The sequence below is a fragment of the Rhodoferax mekongensis genome, from assembly GCF_032191775.1.
Classification (GTDB): Bacteria; Pseudomonadota; Gammaproteobacteria; order Burkholderiales; family Burkholderiaceae_C; genus Allorhodoferax; species Allorhodoferax mekongensis.
Genome location: NZ_CP132507.1, coordinates 3,492,451 through 3,508,301 on the forward strand (window position 1 = coordinate 3,492,451; position 15,851 = coordinate 3,508,301).

Here is a 15,851-nt window from a genome sequence, read left to right on the forward strand (position 1 = left end):
TCACTCAGGTAAATACTTGCCAAAATCTTGCGGTAACAGGGGCTTCAAGCCCTTGAGCGCGGCGCCGGTGATGTGCGGCCCAGTCGCCTCCGTCCACCACGCGCTGGTGTGCAAAGGCGTCATGCCGACCACCACGGTCACTGCCAACAGCAGCAGCACCCCGCGCACCAGGCCGAACCCGGCCCCCAACATGCGATCCGCAGGTCGCAGGCCCACCGCCGCGATCAACTTTTTCACCAGAAAGGCCACCAGGCCGCCTGCAAAAATGGACGCCACAAACACGATGACGAAACCGGCTGCATAGCGGATTGCTTCGCCCGCCCCCGACATCGAGAGGTGGGCCGCCACATCGGGCGCAAACCACTGGGCCAGCACAAAGGCCACCGCCCAACTCAACACCGACAGCACCTCAAACACCAGCCCACGCCACGCCCCGACTACCAGGGACACCAGCAAAACGGCCAGAAAAATCCAGTCCACGGTGGGCATGCCGGGCTCGCTTTAGAGTTCCAGGATGGCCGCAGGCAGGCTCAGCTTTTTGATCTTGTCTGCCGCTTTCTCGGCATCCGCCTTGGTGGCAAAGGGGCCTATGCGCACCCGTGTGCGCTGGCTGTCTTTGGTGCCCACCACTTGGGTGTAGGTCTTGAAGCCGGCTTTCTCTACCTTGGAGCGGGCTTCCTGCAGCTTGCCTGCCTCGGTGTACGCGCCTACCTGCACCACGAAGCGGCCTGCATCGGCTGCGGGCTTTTTATCGGCCTTGTGCTCGGCATGTTTGGCATCTGCGGTCGGCTTGCCCTCCAGCAGGGCCTGCGCTTTGGCAGCGTCTGCAGCTTTGGCATCGGGTTTGGCGGCTGCGGGTTTCTCGGCAGGCTTCTCTGCCACCTTCTCGGCGGGCTTGGCCTCGGGCTTCTTGGCCTCGGGCTTGGATTCGGGTTTGGCCTCGGGCTTGTCGGCAGCGGTCTTGGTTTCCGCCAAGGCCACTTTGGGGGCCGGCGCGCTGGCGGCAGGGGCTGCGGGCTCTTCGCGCTCCTCAATGATGGCACCGCCGGCTTGGGTGGCTGCAGGCAAGGGGGGCGCACCCAAGGGACGCACTTTGCCTTTGTCCGGAATTTCGATCGGAATGTCCACCGCAATCGGGCGCGGCTGGCTGTCAAACAGCAGCGGGAAGCCCACCACGCCAATGGCCACCAGCACGGCAGCACCCACCAAGCGGTGGCGTGCGCGCCTGCGCATGGCCTCTACGCTCTCTGACGCGGTGGGTGGGGTGGGCTGTTCGTCGCCACCTTTGCGGAACTTGAAAAAAGCCATGAGCGGAAGACTTAAGGGTTCAGATGTTTGGCTTGCAGGCGTGGTGTGCCCTGTTGCAGAACGCCGCCCACGGTGTAGAACGACCCAAAGACCACGATTCTATCAGCCGGGTCTGCCGCAGCGATGGCAGCGTCCAGTGCCTGCATGGGGTCGGCATGGACGGTGGCCGATGCGTCTTTGCGGGTGTTTTGGGCTCGCCACTGGGCCTGCAGGCTGGCGCCACTGGCGGCGCGCGGGCTGGGCAGATCGGTGAAATACCAGCGGTCGATCATGGGGCCCACCTTGGCCAGCATGGGCGCCAGGTCTTTGTCGGCCATGGCGCCAAAAATGGCGTGGGTGGTAGGGAAGAAGCCCATGGCGTCCAGATTGGCCGCCAGCGCCGCCACCGAGTGCGGGTTGTGCGCCACGTCCAGCACCAGGCTGGGCTGGCCGGGAATGATCTGGAAGCGCCCGGGCAGCTCCACAAAAGCCAAGCCGTTGCGCACCGCCTGTGCCGTGACCGGCAGGCGCTCGCGCATGGCCGTCAGTGCGGCCAACACGCCCGCGGCGTTGACCAGCTGGTTGGCGCCGCGCAGCGCCGGGTAGGCCAGCCCGCTGTAGCGGCGCCCGCGCCCGGCCCAGCCCCACTGCTGCTTGTCGCCGGACACATTGAAATCCGTGCCCACCTGCCACAGGTCTGCGCCTATCTCCAGCGCACGGTCCAGCACGCTTTGCGGCGGCACCGGGTCGCTCACCACCACAGCCCGGCCGGTGCGCATGATGCCGGCTTTCTCAAAACCAATGGTCTCGCGGTCGTTACCCAGCAGCTCCATGTGGTCCAAGTCGATGCTGGTGATAATGGCGCAGTCGGTGTCGATGATGTTGACCGCGTCCAGCCGCCCGCCCAGGCCCACTTCCAGAATGACAGCATCCAGCTCCTCTTGGGACAGCGCCCACAGAATGGCCAGCGTGGTGAATTCAAAGTAGGTGAGCGAGATTTCGGCGTCTTTTTGGCACCTGGCGCTCTCCACCTCTGCGAAAGCAGCTACAAATTTAGTAGCAGGCGCCGCCTCGCCCAAGAGCCGCATGCGCTCCTCAAAGTGCACCAGGTGGGGCGAGGTGTACACGCCTGTCTTGTACCCGGCCTGCCCGAGAATGCTTTCCAACATGGCGCAGGTGGAGCCCTTGCCGTTGGTGCCCGCCACGGTGAACACCGGGCAGTCAAACCGCAGCCCCAAGCGCTTGGCTACCTCTTGCACCTTGCCCAGCCCCAGCTCAATGCCGTTGATGCCTTTGGGGTGCATGGACTCGATGTAGGCCAGCCAGTCGGCCAGAGAAGATTGCGCGGTCAGGGAGGAGATAGCAGGTGTGTGTTCCATAGCGGGCGCCATTGTCGCCCACCGGCAATGCACTGCCACAATAGAGGGATGACCATTCTTTACGGCATCCCCAACTGCGACACGGTAAAAAAGGCCCGCACCTGGCTGACCGAGCACCATGTCAACCACGAGTTTCATGATTTCAAAAAGCAGGGCGTGCCCGCCGACCTGCTGCCCGGCTGGATACGCGCCGTAGGCTGGGAAACGCTGGTAAACCGCAAAGGCACCACCTGGCGCAAGCTCGACGTTGCCACCCAAGCCGCCGTGGTGGACGCCACCTCGGCCGCCCAACTCATGCTGGCCAATGCCAGCGTCATCAAGCGCCCGGTGGTGGTGTGGGCCGACGGCACCGTGACCGTGGGCTTCTCGGACGCGGCCTTCCAAACCCGGGTGGCCTAAAATCCCGCCTTTGCCCTGCTGCGCTGTGGCGCGCGGGGCACCGCCCTCTTCTCTTTACTTTTCCACGTTTGACCATGACCACGACCCACTTTGACAACGTTTCCGTCACCACCAAAGCCAATGTGTACTTCGACGGCAAGTGCGTGAGCCACGGCTTCACCCTGGCTGACGGCACCAAAAAGTCGGTCGGCGTCATCCTGCCCGCCACCCTGACATTCAACACCGGCGCACCAGAAATCATGGAATGCGTGGGCGGCAGCTGCGACTACAAGCTCGACGGCACTGACGTCTGGGTCACCAGCGGCGAAGGCGACAAGTTCAACGTACCCGGTAATGCCAAGTTCCAGATTCGCGTGACTGAAGGCTTTGAGGCTTACCACTACATCTGCCACTTTGGCTGATTCGCGGCTTCCTTACCGGTTCATCCGCAGAGCGATTTACTCCTAATTTCATAGCTGCTCGCGCACATTCGGCGGGCGCTACAGCCCGATTAAGGCCAAAACCATGTCTAACACCATCCTGCAAAACATCCCCGTCGGCCAAAAGGTCGGCATCGCTTTCTCCGGCGGCCTGGACACCAGCGCTGCCCTCTTGTGGATGAAGCAAAAGGGCGCCCAGCCCTACGCCTACACCGCCAACCTCGGCCAGCCCGACGAGGCCGACTACGACGAAATCCCCCGCAAAGCCATGGAATACGGCGCCATCAAGGCCCGTTTGATCGACTGCCGCCCCCAACTGGCTGCTGAAGGCATTGCCGCCTTGCAGGCAGGCGCCTTCCACATCACCACCGCTGGCCAAACCTACTTCAACACCACACCGCTGGGCCGCGCCGTGACCGGCACCATGCTGGTGACCGCCATGAAGCAGGACGACGTGAACATCTGGGGTGACGGGTCCACCTTCAAGGGCAACGACATCGAGCGCTTCTACCGCTACGGCCTGTTGACCAACCCCGCTCTCAAAATCTACAAGCCTTGGCTGGACCAGCAGTTCATTGACGAACTGGGCGGCCGCGCCGAGATGAGCGCCTTCATCACCGCCAACGGCTTTGGCTACAAGATGAGCGCCGAAAAGGCCTACAGCACCGACAGCAACATGCTGGGCGCCACCCACGAAGCCAAAGACCTGGAGTTCTTGAACTCCGGCATCAAGATCGTCAACCCCATCATGGGCGTGCCCTTCTGGCGTGAAGACTGCGTGGTCAAGGCCGAAGAAGTGAGCGTCACCTTTGAAGAAGGCCGCCCCGTCGCCCTTAACGGCCAGCGCTTTGACGACCTGGTGAGCCTGATCCTCAAGGCCAACGAAATCGGTGGCCGCCACGGCCTGGGCATGAGCGACCAGATCGAGAACCGCATCATCGAAGCCAAGAGCCGCGGCATCTACGAAGCCCCTGGCCTGGCCCTGCTGTTCATCGCCTACGAGCGTTTGGTGACCGGCATCCACAACGAAGACACCATCGAGCAATACCGCGAAAACGGCCGCAAGCTGGGCCGTCTGCTGTACCAAGGCCGCTGGTTCGACAGCCAGGCCATCATGCTGCGCGAAACCGCCCAGCGCTGGGTCGCCAAGGCCGTGACCGGCACCGTGACCATGGAACTGCGCCGCGGCAACGACTACAGCCTGCTCAACACCGAAAGCCCCAACCTCACCTACGCGCCCGAGCGCCTGAGCATGGAAAAAGTGGAAGACGCGCCTTTCAGCCCGCTGGACCGCATCGGCCAACTCACCATGCGCAACCTGGACATCACCGACACCCGCGCCAAGCTGGGCATCTACAGCAACGCCGGGTTGCTGGAGCTGGGCAAGGGGGATGATTTCTTGAAACTGGGTAATTAAGCCCTTTTAAACCCCAAAAAGCAAAGCCCGTCAGATGAAAGCCTGACGGGCTTTTAAGTAGCTTAGGAAGCTAAGTCGAGGTGATATGAGTGATGATGCCACTTACTTGTTGTGGCGTCAGTGCCTCAAGCAACCGAGTACCGCCCTCGAGGTTTAGTCGCTTCATGAATTCGCGATAAGTCTCACGCTCGTACAAGGTCTTGTCGCCCAACAATGATTTATGAAATTCGTTTACAACTGCAGACAAAACCACTGAATTTTGTGACGTTGTAGGACGCTCCACTATGCTGGCACGAACGTCCGCCTTGAAGAGAAGTGTCTTTAGTGAATCTTCAATACTTAGCCCTTCAACGCGCTTAGAAATTTCCGTCATCCACCAAAGGCGAGAAATCGCGTTGTCACGCTCGACTCCGCGCGCACCACGAGCAAAAAAGTGGCGGCGAATGTGAGCAACTGCTGCAGTGTTGTCCGCAGGAATTTTCCAACGAGTGCGCGCATATTCACAAAACTCGATGTGCGACAAGCGCACCCAAAGGCGTTCATCTCTAGCGAGAGATGCAGAGATTGCGGGCAGGGCATTGAAAATCGCTAGACAGCAAGCGACTTCATTGTCATCAGTGGCAGTACAAGCTAGACCACCGCTCTGTTCAGCGGAGAAATCACAAGCCGCGCCTAAAAATAGGTTTGAGTCATGAAGAAGATCAGAGAAATCGCCACTACGGTACTTCTCAAGGTTTTCTTCGACCGAGTCAAATAGCGATCGGACAGTCGAAGACTTAAAGAGTTTGACGTCAGGCATTTTCGACCCTCGTGAAAAAATACGTATTCAACAAATTGAGTGGTGACTTCATCAGACGTTGCGCTATGACATATGAGTCATCTGCCGCGATGGAAAGTCCGCTGTTGTGAATTTGCCTTTCGAAAACCCGCACCCAACGGAGGTCACTTTCTGTGTCTTCGTCCTTTAGCGCTTGAATCGCATGAACGACAGCTCCAAAGTAAATTGAATTCATCAGTACGCTCTTACATTGAGCTGAACTGCGAGAGTTGTCAATGCTCTCTTTCATAGACGGATGTACCTGAATCTGTATGTGATTTTGGTCGAGATCGACGCGCCAATCGCCAGCAGGAAGCGACTCATTGCTTACCAGTTCGAGGACCACCGAGACAGGTTGAAATAATTCACGGTCGATGTATACGACTGTGGTGTCATCCTGCGCAAGAATCTGACCCGCCGCAAAGTTGAATCGCTTTTGTCCAAACTCTGGGTTGATGTCGGGCGACGAATAGCCTTTTATGTCGCGAGTCGCAACTATGTACGATTCTGTGAGAACCTCGCCACGGACTGCGTCAAAAGGCAACTCAGTGATCAACGATTCGTTGTCAGAAAGAAAAGTTCGTCGAAAGTAGGTCTCTCGGCACGAAATAATTGAAGCGAATTTTGCGTGACCTAGCTCAACCAGTCTCAACAACTCAATTGAGGAGGTCTGATAGCTGCACTTCACTGAGATTGAGGTCTCGTCAATCGCAAACTCGGTTGTAGCCTGGAACTCGCCATCGACATAATCGTCACTATATGGACGCAATACTGGATATGGAAAGGTCTTTGAACGATCAAACTTCATGTGCCACCACCTTCAACGCACCAGAAAACATTTCAGCCAACTCCACTTCAATGATGGAGCGCGAGTTCTTTGTGAGGTCCAACAAAATTTTCCCATTGGATATTTCGCCTACTGAAGTCTTCTTAACATTCAGCGGGTAATCGCTATCAGCTCCGACTTCAAACAGCGCAATGCTCACTTTCCCGGATCGTGACGATGTAAAGCCGATTCTGCGAGTTTCCGGTGTCAATATCACTGCGCGAGGATTTGATAGGGATACCTGCAGCTCGGGTTGCCCGCCAGCACCAGAGCCACCGGCGCTGTCACCCACACCACCCTTGCCGTCTCCGCCACCCGCGCCATCTTTGCCGCCACCGCCCCCTCCTTCTTCTTCAGTGGTGTCATCAGTACCCTGATCTGCTACCCCTCTAACGGTACTGGGCGTCGTCTGTTTCTTTTGAGGGAGTGGCTTTGCTGTAATAAACACTTTGCCAAATGGATTGGTTTCTTCCGTGCCTTTGCCCTTCCCATCGGCCGACTCATCAGCAAAAAACTCCTTAAGCTCATCCAAAGTTGTAACTTCTGAAACAGGGTCTTTTGCATTTCTGCGCAACATTTCGCGAATCCAGTTGGCAACTTCCTTAAGTGCGCGCTTGCCACGAGCCTGCTCTTCGCGAGTAAACAGCCTGTCGGGCTCAAAGCTGTCGTGCTTGGGTGGCTCCATTTTCCTTAGTAGTGCAATTCCTTTATCGCTACGACATTGAAAGACAGCGACAAAGTCTTTGAACTCTGAGAATCGACGCAAGCCCGGCAAATCAAGTGAATCTGAAATGAACATGCCATTTCTCAGAAAGGCGACCTTCTTGGGCAATCCTTCCCCCACAAGAATCTTTACCTCACACAAACCTAAATCTTGATCTTGTCTGCTCTCGATGAATGCTTCTTGATGCGACTTCAGGCAATATGAATACGCTTTGCAGTTATCAAAATGCTCTGGCTCTCCAGCTTCATTCTCAATGGCCACCCTCAGTGGCGCACTCGCAAATGTTTCCTGAAGTTCCGTATAAGAAATTTTCTGCGTCTTGTTTATGACTACTTCCAGTCTTTCCTGCTGGATTGCACCAAAGAAATTTTCAATAATTGAAGCAGCAAGGACATGCTGCCAACCCGGCTTGGAATCAAATCCGACGATAACGAGTTTTGTACCAATCTCGGGCGTGCCTTTCGCCACACCACGACTTAACCAACTGGGGATTTTTTCACTATGGCCTTCTACAGGTTGGCATTTTTCGGTGACTCCCCAAAAACCTACTCCCTGATGCCGATGACCATGTACATCATCGTGCGACATCAAGATCGTTTTTCCCTGTGTATATTGCTGAACATTACCTACGTCATCAACAAAGGCCGTCGAAACGAATACAGTGCGCAAATTCGATGTGGCAAAAGGCGCGAATTTACCGATCCCATATGACCCGCCTGCAGTTAAATCAATCTTCTTGCTCTGCCCCTTTGCTTTCATGAAAGCAAAGTAAGGCGTTCCGTTCTCAGCGGGCCCTTCGATACCTCTAGTATTGAAGTCAGAAATTACAAGGGCCTTGATCCTTGTTTTTTTCAACTCCGCAAGAGCATTGGAAAAGAACAACTCCGCTTTTTCTCCTTCGGCGGGTGCAGCAGCGAGACAAAGGCTTACGGTCTCCAAGAGCTCAAGATATCCCGGAATATCCTTGGGTTTGATTGAAATCTCTTCAAACTCCACTCGCACAGGGCCCGGCTTGGAGGGGTCATGCGAATCAAGTGAGTTCTGGACAATCTCACGAGCCAAACTTTTTAGAGGACTTCCTGCGAAATGCTCTACACCAGGCTCATTAAAACCATCCCATTGATTTGCTCCATCAATTGGGTGACACCAAGAAATCATAATTAAATCCTCTCCTGAACAATTTTTTCCTTAATCGCGCCGGCAAGCAGTGCAATTAACGGTGGAACTACAGAATTTCCTACTTGCTGGTACCTTTTTGCTCTTGGCACGCCTTCTGGAAACTTGTAATCAATGGGAAAGCCCTGTAACTTCAAACACTCATATTCAGTAAGTTTGCGTAGCCCCTTGGAGTCCATTAAAAATGGCACGTTGTGACCACCTTGCCCCATATTTGCAGTAAGAGTCGGAACTACATTTTCACCTTTATCTCGGACCTCATATTTTCGCAGCTGAAGAATTGACCTTGGGGTTGAGCCCTTCTCCGTTAGCATCTTGTAATATTTATTATCTGGATCTAGATAATATGAGTCATCCTCTAAGCTGCCATCAAAATTTATAAACTCCGAGAGATCCTTTTGCGAACTGGCTAAAGAAAAATTGAGAGAAATCTTCCCATTTCGAAATCGATTGGTAGCAAAAGCGACCATAAAAAGTCGCTTCCGCCTTTGGGGGACATAGGTGTAATCGAACGAATCCAGTTCGAAGGCGTTATTCTCACGAAACCAATATCCAGCTTTTTTAATCTGATTAGTGAGTTCAATAAACCAACTACCACCCTCTCCAATCCGTAAGTTCGGCGAATTCTCGAGCAGTAAAACACTAGGTCTAGCTTCACCAAACTCTTTTACTAGACGGATGATTTCATAAAATAACTGTCCCCTCGGATCATCAAATCCCTTACGCTCACCCGCGACAGAAAAACTTTGACATGGGAACCCTGCATGCAGTACATCTACTGGACATAATCCATCCTTTTCTATTGATATGTCTTTGATACTCTTGGGTAACCCTGCATCGTCCAACAATACTTTTTTACCCAAATTCGCACTATATGTCTCGACGGCAGCGAGATCATTCTCAATAGCCCAAACCGTAGGAATACTTGATTGCTGAAATCCAACGCAAAATCCACCAATTCCAGCGAAAAGCGCACCTGCTTTTAAGGTATCTTGTTTTTTTTCCATCTTAGAGTTCAAAAGTGATTTGCCGGGACGAGTTCCCATTTAGAAAGCTTTGCTTCAGCAAATCCATTTGATTTTGCAGAACTTTGATTATCTTTTTGGCCTGCTCCTCATCAAAATCATAATTTCGACGATTCGCTAAATTCGCTACTAACTCTAGGTCCTTGATCGCGCGGTTAACACGTTTGTTGGCAAGCTCTACAAACTTCGCACGCTTGTTACGCGCCAACGCATTATTTGTTTTTGAATCCATAGACACTCCTGATGGAACTACATTTTTTAAATGTATCACACATTTTTGCTATGTATTTTTGACTGACTTAACCGTTCACATGGCGAGTCTTGCAGTGGGCAACACCTACGGCCAAGACTTTTAGTCATGAACACCTTTGTTGATTTACTGCACCTAGCGACTTACTGGCTCAACAAGTCCACGTAGCTTTTATAGCTATAGCTACGATTTGTCTTCTGCCCCGTAATCTCAGCCACGATACCCAAGTCTTCCAGCACCTTCACCGCCGCCGTGGCGGTGGGGAATGTGGTGGCCAGCTTCTGGCGTACTTGGTCGATGGTGAAGCGCGGCATCATGGGTAGCATTTCAAACAAGCGGTAGCTGCTAGGCCCAGCTTTGGGCGCAGCCAGCAAACTGCGGCGATCAGTAGCCAGCAACGTGGCGATGGCCACGATGTTGCGCTCGGCATCCTGCGCAGCCACTGACACGCCTTCCAAGAAAAACGCCACCCAGCCTTCCCAGTCGCCCTCGATGCGCACGTTGGACAGCCGGCGGTAGTACTCGGCTTGGTGTTGCTTGAGGTAGCCGCTGAGGTACATCAAGGGCTCTGGCAGCAGGCTCCAATGCTCCAGCAACGCGGCAATCAGCAAGCGGCCAATGCGGCCGTTGCCATCCAGATACGGGTGAATAGTCTCAAACTGCTGGTGGATGAGCGCGATCTTCACCAACGGTGGCAAAGCTTGGCTTTCGTCGTGGATGAAGCGCTCTAGATCAGCCAGCAATGGAGGCACATGTTCGGGTGGTGGAGGCACAAACACGGCGTTGCCGGGGCGGGTGCCGCCAATCCAGTTTTGCGAGCGGCGCAGTTCGCCGGGTTGCTTTCCGTTGCCGCGGGCACCATCCAGCAACAGGCGGTGGGCGTCGCACAGCAGGCGCACGCTGAGGGGCAGGCCCGCCGGGTCACGAAGCTGCGATTGAACGAGCCTGAAGGCGCGCAGGTAGTTGGTGACCTCTTCCACATCGTCGGTATTGCTCACCGTAAAGCCAGCCTCTTCGTCAAACAGATCGTCCAGCGTGGCCTGGGTGCCTTCTATCTGGGTGGTGAGCAGCGCCTCTTTGCGGATGGCGCTGTAGAGCAGCCAGTCCACCGAGGGCACTAGCCCGGCCACGCCGGACAGGCGTGCCAGCGCCAGCTCAGCCGCCCGGTTGGCCTCGGTATAGCTCTCTGGGGCCAACACAGGTTGGGCAGGTGGCAAGGGGTGTGGCACAAAGGCCTGCACCAGTTCGCCCATGGTGGTGGAAGGTAAGTAGGTTCCTGTGGCGCGCATGTTGTGAAAGATGTCTTTAATACGATCTCATCAAATTAAAGCATTCTTTAAACCGAGAGGCAAGGATGAAAGACGACTTGAATAGCTCATCAGCTACCCGAAAGGTTGAATACTGCGTCTCTATGCAAAAACAGACTCCAGCGCCCGTTCAATCTGCGCGAGCTGCTATCAAAATAATAGTGAATTGCAAGTATTGCCCCCTATAACCGCAGCACAATTTATGAATCCACCAAAAATGCCGATTTAATTGTTAAACCGAGGGCTCGTGGACTACACTAGCCCAGCCTATTCACACACTAGGAGTTTCAGGATGACCATTGCCAGACGACCCCTCATTGCCGCAGCTTGTGTATGGATGGCAGCACACACGTGTGCTTTCGCCTTGGAGCCCGCCAAGGGCAAAGTGATCTTGACCATCACCGGCAAGGTGGCTGAAAAAAACAGCGCCGAGGGCGCCGCGTTTGACCTGGCCATGCTGGAAAAGCTGCCGCAGCAAACTTTCAGCACCAAAACTCCCTGGGACAAAAATCCCATCAAATTCAAAGGCCCCTTGCTGCGCGACGTATTGGCCGCAGCCAAGGCCAGCGGCACCACGCTCAAGGCGGCAGCCCTGAACGACTACCAGACCAGTATTCCGTTTGACGACGCCACCAAGTTCGACGTGATCGTGGCCCACCAGATGAACGACCAGGCCATTCCGGTGCGCACCAAGGGGCCGCTGTTCATTGTTTACCCCTTTGATACCAAGGCAGAGCTGCGCTCCAACGTGTACTACGAGCGCTCGGCCTGGCAGTTGAAGTCGATTGCGGTGGAATAAGGGCTTCCATTGAACGGCTCCAGCAAAAACAAGCGCTACCTGTTGTGGCTTGCCGTGGGCACGGGCGTGCTGGCGGTGGCCATGGCTATTTTGCTGGCCTTGCAGATCACCCAGAAACGGGCGATCGAGCGGGCCAACGACCTGCGGGCAGACTCCATCACGGCGCTGGTGTTCCAGTTTGAGCGGGAGTTTTTGCGCTTTCGCCAGACGCTGGAGGCCAATGTGATCCGAACCGGCGCCCCGGACACTGACAACCTGACCCTGCGCTATGACCTGTTTTTGAGCCGCCTCAACCTGCTGCGTGACAACCCGACCACCGACTTGATTACCCACCGGGCTGAGTACAAAAAGGCCATGCCCCATGTGGAGCAGGTGGTTGCCATGGCGGACAAGGTGATGGCGGCAACGCCCCTGAACAAAAAAGACCTGGCCGAACTGCTGAAGGAATTCAACACCGTAGGGGTGGATGTGCAGGCGCTGAGCCTGGCGGCCACCTCGGAGATTGCCGCCTTGCTGGAAAGCCAGGACAAGACGATGCTGGAGCAGAACAACCAGATCATTCGCCTGACACTGGCCCAGCTGATTTTTTTGCTGATTGCGGCTGCGGCCCTGGCCTTGCGCCAACGCCGGCAGGAGCAGGAGCGCCAGGCCCTGGAGGACCTGACCCACGAACTGCGGGAAGCGCACTTCCGCGCTGAAGCCGCCAACCGGGGCAAGAGCCAGTTTTTGGCGAACATGAGCCACGAGCTGCGCACGCCGTTCAACGGCATGCTGGGCATGATGAGCCTGCTGGAAAGCACCCCGCTGACCACCGCGCAGGCCGACTACATCAAAACGGCCAAAGGCTCCGCCAACCACTTGCTGACGCTCTTGAACGACATATTGGATGTATCAGCCCTGGAGTCCGGCAAGATGACGCTGAACCCCGAGCCGGTGCAGCTGTCAGCACTGCTCAACGAGGTGAACGCGCTGATGAACCCGCTGGCCGTGGAGAAGCAGCTGAAGTTCTCCATCATCGTGCAAGCGGAGTTGCCGGCCTGGGTGCTGGCGGACGCCACGCGCTTGAAGCAGATTCTGTTCAATCTGGTGAACAACGCACTGAAGTTCACCGACCACGGTGGTGTGACGCTCACCGTCGTCTCCCGCCCGCGCACTGATGGCAACACCGGCTTGGCCTTTTTGGTGGAAGACACCGGTATCGGCATGGATGACCATGTGTTGTCCCGCCTGTTCCAGCGCTTTTACCAGGTGGACGGTGGGCTGGCCCGCAAGTTTGGCGGCACTGGCCTGGGACTGGAAATTTCGCAAACCCTGGCCCGCATGATGGGGGGCGCGATTGAGGTGGAAAGCACGCTGGGCAAGGGCTCGGTGTTCACCCTGCATCTGCCCTTTACCACTTGCCCTGCCCCTCCTGCGGCCGCAGCGCCGGTGAACATTCAATCGTTCACCAAGCCCGCGCCCGTGGCCGCGCCCACCGATGCGTCTACAAGCGAGGCAAGCGCACCAGCAACCGATGCACCGCCGCCTTTGAACGCGCTGCGCGTGCTGGTGGCAGAAGACCACCCGGTGAACCGCAAGTTTGTGGGCATTTTGTTGGACAAGATGGGCTGCAAAGCCACCTTCTGCGAAAACGGTCAGCTGGCGGTGGAAGCCGCCGAGCGCGAAATGTTTGACCTCGTGCTGATGGACGTGCACATGCCCATCATGGACGGGCTGACGGCCACCCGCACCATCCGCGCGATGAACGGCCCGATGGCGCAGGTGCCCATCATCGTGCTGACGGCGGACGTGATGAACGACGCCAAAGAGCAGGCGCTGGCCGCCGGGGTGAACGACTTTGTGACCAAGCCGGTGCAAATCGGCCAGCTGCAAGCAGCCATGCAAAAGTGCTTGGCTGCTGCAAATGCAGCGCCGTCAGGTGCGGCGGCGCAGGCCTAACAAGCCGTGGCCGGGCCGGCCGCGCTGCAGGTAGTCCATGGCAATGGGCTCCAGCGCGGCGGCTTGAATGCCCAGCTCTGACAACCCGGCCTCGATGCCGCTAGCCACGTTATCCACCTTCATTGAATCGAGGTTGTCGCCGCTCATGAGCGGCTCGCCGGGGGCGAGCTGCATCAAGGCGGCCTGCAATCGGCCCGCCCATTCAGGCAGCGGAATCACCGGGCGACCACGTCCCTCAGCAATGCCGGCCCACACCCCGGCGCCATGAACCAGCGCGCCCAAGGTATAGACCTGCGGACCGCAAGCCTCCCACACACCGGTAGCCCCTGCCGCAGCACGTGATTGCACCAGGCGCACTACAGCACTGGCCACGTCTTCCACCCACACCGGCTGAAAGCGCGCATGGGTACCTGCAAGCGGCATCAAGGGAAACACTTGCTGCAGCTTGGCAAACATGTTCAAAAACTTGTCTTCCGCCCCGAAGATGACGCTGGGGCGCAGCACTGACACGGCCAAGGCAGGGTGACTCAAGGCCAGCTCGCCGCGGGATTTGCTGCGCAGGTAGCGCGACGGCGCTGCGTCCGGTTGCTGGGGGTTGGCACCCAGCGCGCTGACATGCACCACGTGCGGCAAACCGGCAGCCACTGCAGCATGGGCCAGCTTGGCGGGCAGGTCCACATGGACTTTCTGAAATGCAGCCTCGGAGCCATGCAGGATGGCGACCAGATTCACCACCGCATCGTGCCCGGCCAGCGCCTGCTGCAAGGCCAGGGGATCATGGACATTGAGCTCGGCCACCGTGACCGTGGGCAGGGTTTGCAGCTCACGCGCATTGACGGCGCGCCGTGTGGCCACTGTGACCGTGTAGCCTTGCTTGACCAGTTTCTGGACCACGTGGCGCCCGACGAAGCCGGTGCCACCGAGAACAAAGATGTTTTTCATGCAGACAGGGTAGCCCTTAAGCGAATCTGACTGCAAGCCAGGGGTTTAGATGACCACAGGCTCCGGCTCCAGCAGGATGCCGAAGCGCTCGTACACACTGGTTTGAATGGCTTTGGCCAGGGTCATGACTTCGCCGCCGGTGGCTCCGTTGCCGTCCACCCCGGCACCACGGTTCACCAGCACCAGCGCCTGCTTTTCATAGACGCCGGCCTGCCCCACCGATTTGCCTTTCCAGCCGCACGAATCAATGAGCCAGCCGGCGGCCAGCTTGACCGAGCCGTTGTCCAGCCGGTAATGCACGACCTTGGGGTCGCGGGCGATGATGTCTTCGCACTGCTCGGCGGTGACCGTGGGGTTTTTGAAGAAGCTGCCAGCGTTGCCGATGACCGCAGGGTCCGGCAGCTTGGCGCGGCGCACTTCGCACACCCAGTCATAAATCTGGCGGGGGGTGGGCTCGGCAACACCATGTTCAGCCATCTTGCGCTCGATGTCGGCATAGCCCAGCACGGGCTTCCACACCTTGGGCAAGGCAAACCGCACCCGCAGAATCAAAGCGCGGTCTTTCAGGCCAAGCGGCTGGTGCATGTCCATTTCCCCGCTGCTGGCGTGCTTGAACACCGAGTCGCGGTAGCCAAAGGCGCATTGCGCGGCATTCAGGGTGAAGACCTGGCCGGTTTGCAGGTCGATGGCGTCCAGCGAGTCAAAGCGGTCTTGCAGCTCCACGCCATAGGCGCCCACGTTTTGCACTGGCGAGGCGCCCACCGTGCCAGGAATCAGGGCCATGTTTTCCATGCCGGGCAGGTTCTGGTCCAGCGTCCAGGTCACGAAGTCGTGCCAGTTTTCGCCAGCGCCGGCTTCCACAATCACCGCTTTGGCGGTTTCGCCCACCACTTTGAGGCCCGGCACCTCGACCTTGAGCACCAAAGGCTTCACGTCACCGGTCAGCACGATATTGCTGCCACCACCCAGCACAAACTTGGGCGCGGCGGCCCATTCGGGGTCGGCCAACAGGTCCCGGACGTCCTGTTCGTGGGTGATTCGGGCCAGGGCATGGGCCTTGGCGACGATACGGAACGTGTTAAACGCCTGCAGGGGAATGTTTTTCTCGACTACCATTCCCAGATTGTCTCATTGCATTTTTTAGAG

General features: G+C 56.9%; 16 protein-coding genes. 5 read left to right on the plus strand and 11 right to left on the minus strand.

The window, feature by feature from the left end; translation table 11 throughout:
• Genes RAN89_RS16670 through folC form a run of 3 tightly spaced genes read right to left on the minus strand, consistent with a single transcriptional unit; the run spans nucleotide 1 to nucleotide 2,666 of the window.
• Entirely contained in the window at nucleotides 1-489 is a 489-nt protein-coding gene (locus RAN89_RS16670; protein WP_313867342.1) for a CvpA family protein, read from the minus strand.
• Between the two features lie 12 nt (nucleotides 490-501).
• Nucleotides 502-1,308 (minus strand): SPOR domain-containing protein, encoded by an 807-nt coding sequence (locus RAN89_RS16675; RefSeq protein ID WP_313867343.1) that lies wholly within the window; start codon nucleotides 1,306-1,308, stop codon nucleotides 502-504.
• An 11-nt stretch (nucleotides 1,309-1,319) separates the two neighbouring features.
• A complete protein-coding gene (gene folC / locus RAN89_RS16680) occupies nucleotides 1,320-2,666 on the minus strand; it encodes a bifunctional tetrahydrofolate synthase/dihydrofolate synthase (protein ID WP_313867344.1) in 1,347 nt (448 codons plus the stop codon).
• 48 nt (nucleotides 2,667-2,714) lie between these two features.
• Here folC and RAN89_RS16685 point away from each other — a divergent pair, with 48 nt between their 5' ends.
• The 3 genes from RAN89_RS16685 to argG all read left to right on the plus strand — a co-directional run bounded on the left by RAN89_RS16685 (nucleotide 2,715) and on the right by argG (nucleotide 4,901).
• A complete protein-coding gene (locus tag RAN89_RS16685) occupies nucleotides 2,715-3,065 on the plus strand; it encodes an ArsC family reductase (RefSeq protein WP_313867345.1) in 351 nt (116 codons plus the stop codon).
• A 74-nt stretch (nucleotides 3,066-3,139) separates the two neighbouring features.
• Nucleotides 3,140-3,466, plus strand: a complete 327-nt coding sequence (gene ppnP / locus RAN89_RS16690) for a pyrimidine/purine nucleoside phosphorylase (protein ID WP_313867346.1) — start codon at nucleotides 3,140-3,142, stop codon at nucleotides 3,464-3,466.
• A 103-nt stretch (nucleotides 3,467-3,569) separates the two neighbouring features.
• A complete protein-coding gene (argG, locus tag RAN89_RS16695) occupies nucleotides 3,570-4,901 on the plus strand; it encodes an argininosuccinate synthase (protein WP_313867347.1) in 1,332 nt (443 codons plus the stop codon).
• A gap of 70 nt (nucleotides 4,902-4,971) precedes the next feature.
• Here the strand turns inward: argG and RAN89_RS16700 are convergent, their stop codons facing one another.
• The 6 genes from RAN89_RS16700 to RAN89_RS16725 form a co-directional block, all read right to left on the minus strand.
• Nucleotides 4,972-5,700 (minus strand): DUF6339 family protein, encoded by a 729-nt coding sequence (locus RAN89_RS16700; RefSeq protein WP_313867348.1) that lies wholly within the window; start codon nucleotides 5,698-5,700, stop codon nucleotides 4,972-4,974.
• Nucleotides 5,693-6,526, minus strand: a complete 834-nt coding sequence (locus tag RAN89_RS16705; RefSeq protein WP_313867349.1) for a hypothetical protein — start codon at nucleotides 6,524-6,526, stop codon at nucleotides 5,693-5,695. The genes RAN89_RS16700 and RAN89_RS16705 overlap by 8 nt, the downstream gene beginning before the upstream one ends.
• A complete protein-coding gene (locus RAN89_RS16710; RefSeq protein WP_313867350.1) occupies nucleotides 6,516-8,426 on the minus strand; it encodes a hypothetical protein in 1,911 nt (636 codons plus the stop codon). Before RAN89_RS16710 ends, RAN89_RS16705 begins: the two co-directional genes overlap by 11 nt.
• 2 nt (nucleotides 8,427-8,428) lie before the next feature.
• A complete protein-coding gene (locus RAN89_RS16715) occupies nucleotides 8,429-9,490 on the minus strand; it encodes a DNA cytosine methyltransferase (RefSeq protein ID WP_313867351.1) in 1,062 nt (353 codons plus the stop codon).
• Nucleotides 9,453-9,701 carry a hypothetical protein gene (locus RAN89_RS16720; protein ID WP_313867352.1) on the minus strand — a complete coding sequence of 83 codons (249 nt, stop codon included), beginning with the start codon at nucleotides 9,699-9,701 and terminating at the stop codon, nucleotides 9,453-9,455. Before RAN89_RS16720 ends, RAN89_RS16715 begins: the two co-directional genes overlap by 38 nt.
• Nucleotides 9,702-9,862: 161 nt before the next feature.
• The gene (locus tag RAN89_RS16725) at nucleotides 9,863-11,008 is read right to left on the minus strand and encodes a Fic family protein (protein WP_313867353.1); all 1,146 of its coding nucleotides are present in this window, start codon (nucleotides 11,006-11,008) and stop codon (nucleotides 9,863-9,865) included.
• A gap of 355 nt (nucleotides 11,009-11,363) precedes the next feature.
• Between RAN89_RS16725 and RAN89_RS16730 the strand changes: the two genes are divergently transcribed.
• A complete protein-coding gene (locus tag RAN89_RS16730) occupies nucleotides 11,364-11,825 on the plus strand; it encodes a putative pterin-binding protein (RefSeq protein ID WP_313867354.1) in 462 nt (153 codons plus the stop codon).
• A 9-nt stretch (nucleotides 11,826-11,834) separates the two neighbouring features.
• Nucleotides 11,835-13,763 (plus strand): ATP-binding protein, encoded by a 1,929-nt coding sequence (locus RAN89_RS16735; RefSeq protein ID WP_313867355.1) that lies wholly within the window; start codon nucleotides 11,835-11,837, stop codon nucleotides 13,761-13,763.
• On the opposite strand, the gene RAN89_RS16740 is transcribed toward RAN89_RS16735, so the two are convergent.
• Both RAN89_RS16740 and murB read right to left on the minus strand, forming a co-directional pair.
• Complete coding sequence (locus RAN89_RS16740) at nucleotides 13,740-14,705, minus strand: complex I NDUFA9 subunit family protein (RefSeq protein WP_313867356.1); 966 nt, start codon at nucleotides 14,703-14,705, stop codon at nucleotides 13,740-13,742. The genes RAN89_RS16735 and RAN89_RS16740 overlap by 24 nt on opposite strands.
• A gap of 45 nt (nucleotides 14,706-14,750) precedes the next feature.
• Nucleotides 14,751-15,821, minus strand: a complete 1,071-nt coding sequence (murB, locus tag RAN89_RS16745; RefSeq protein ID WP_313867357.1) for a UDP-N-acetylmuramate dehydrogenase — start codon at nucleotides 15,819-15,821, stop codon at nucleotides 14,751-14,753.
• Between the last annotated feature and the right edge of the window lie 30 nt (nucleotides 15,822-15,851).

Coding starts and splice junctions, on each gene's coding strand:
- RAN89_RS16670 (WP_313867342.1), bottom strand. CDS start 489: ATGCCCACCGTGGACTGGATTTTTCTGGCCGTTTTGCTGGTGTCCCTG.
- RAN89_RS16675 (WP_313867343.1), bottom strand. CDS start 1,308: ATGGCTTTTTTCAAGTTCCGCAAAGGTGGCGACGAACAGCCCACCCCA.
- folC (WP_313867344.1), bottom strand. CDS start 2,666: ATGGAACACACACCTGCTATCTCCTCCCTGACCGCGCAATCTTCTCTG.
- RAN89_RS16685 (WP_313867345.1), top strand. CDS start 2,715: ATGACCATTCTTTACGGCATCCCCAACTGCGACACGGTAAAAAAGGCC.
- ppnP (WP_313867346.1), top strand. CDS start 3,140: ATGACCACGACCCACTTTGACAACGTTTCCGTCACCACCAAAGCCAAT.
- argG (WP_313867347.1), top strand. CDS start 3,570: ATGTCTAACACCATCCTGCAAAACATCCCCGTCGGCCAAAAGGTCGGC.
- RAN89_RS16700 (WP_313867348.1), bottom strand. CDS start 5,700: ATGCCTGACGTCAAACTCTTTAAGTCTTCGACTGTCCGATCGCTATTT.
- RAN89_RS16705 (WP_313867349.1), bottom strand. CDS start 6,526: ATGAAGTTTGATCGTTCAAAGACCTTTCCATATCCAGTATTGCGTCCA.
- RAN89_RS16710 (WP_313867350.1), bottom strand. CDS start 8,426: ATGATTTCTTGGTGTCACCCAATTGATGGAGCAAATCAATGGGATGGT.
- RAN89_RS16715 (WP_313867351.1), bottom strand. CDS start 9,490: ATGGGAACTCGTCCCGGCAAATCACTTTTGAACTCTAAGATGGAAAAA.
- RAN89_RS16720 (WP_313867352.1), bottom strand. CDS start 9,701: ATGGATTCAAAAACAAATAATGCGTTGGCGCGTAACAAGCGTGCGAAG.
- RAN89_RS16725 (WP_313867353.1), bottom strand. CDS start 11,008: ATGCGCGCCACAGGAACCTACTTACCTTCCACCACCATGGGCGAACTG.
- RAN89_RS16730 (WP_313867354.1), top strand. CDS start 11,364: ATGGCAGCACACACGTGTGCTTTCGCCTTGGAGCCCGCCAAGGGCAAA.
- RAN89_RS16740 (WP_313867356.1), bottom strand. CDS start 14,705: ATGAAAAACATCTTTGTTCTCGGTGGCACCGGCTTCGTCGGGCGCCAC.
- murB (WP_313867357.1), bottom strand. CDS start 15,821: ATGGTAGTCGAGAAAAACATTCCCCTGCAGGCGTTTAACACGTTCCGT.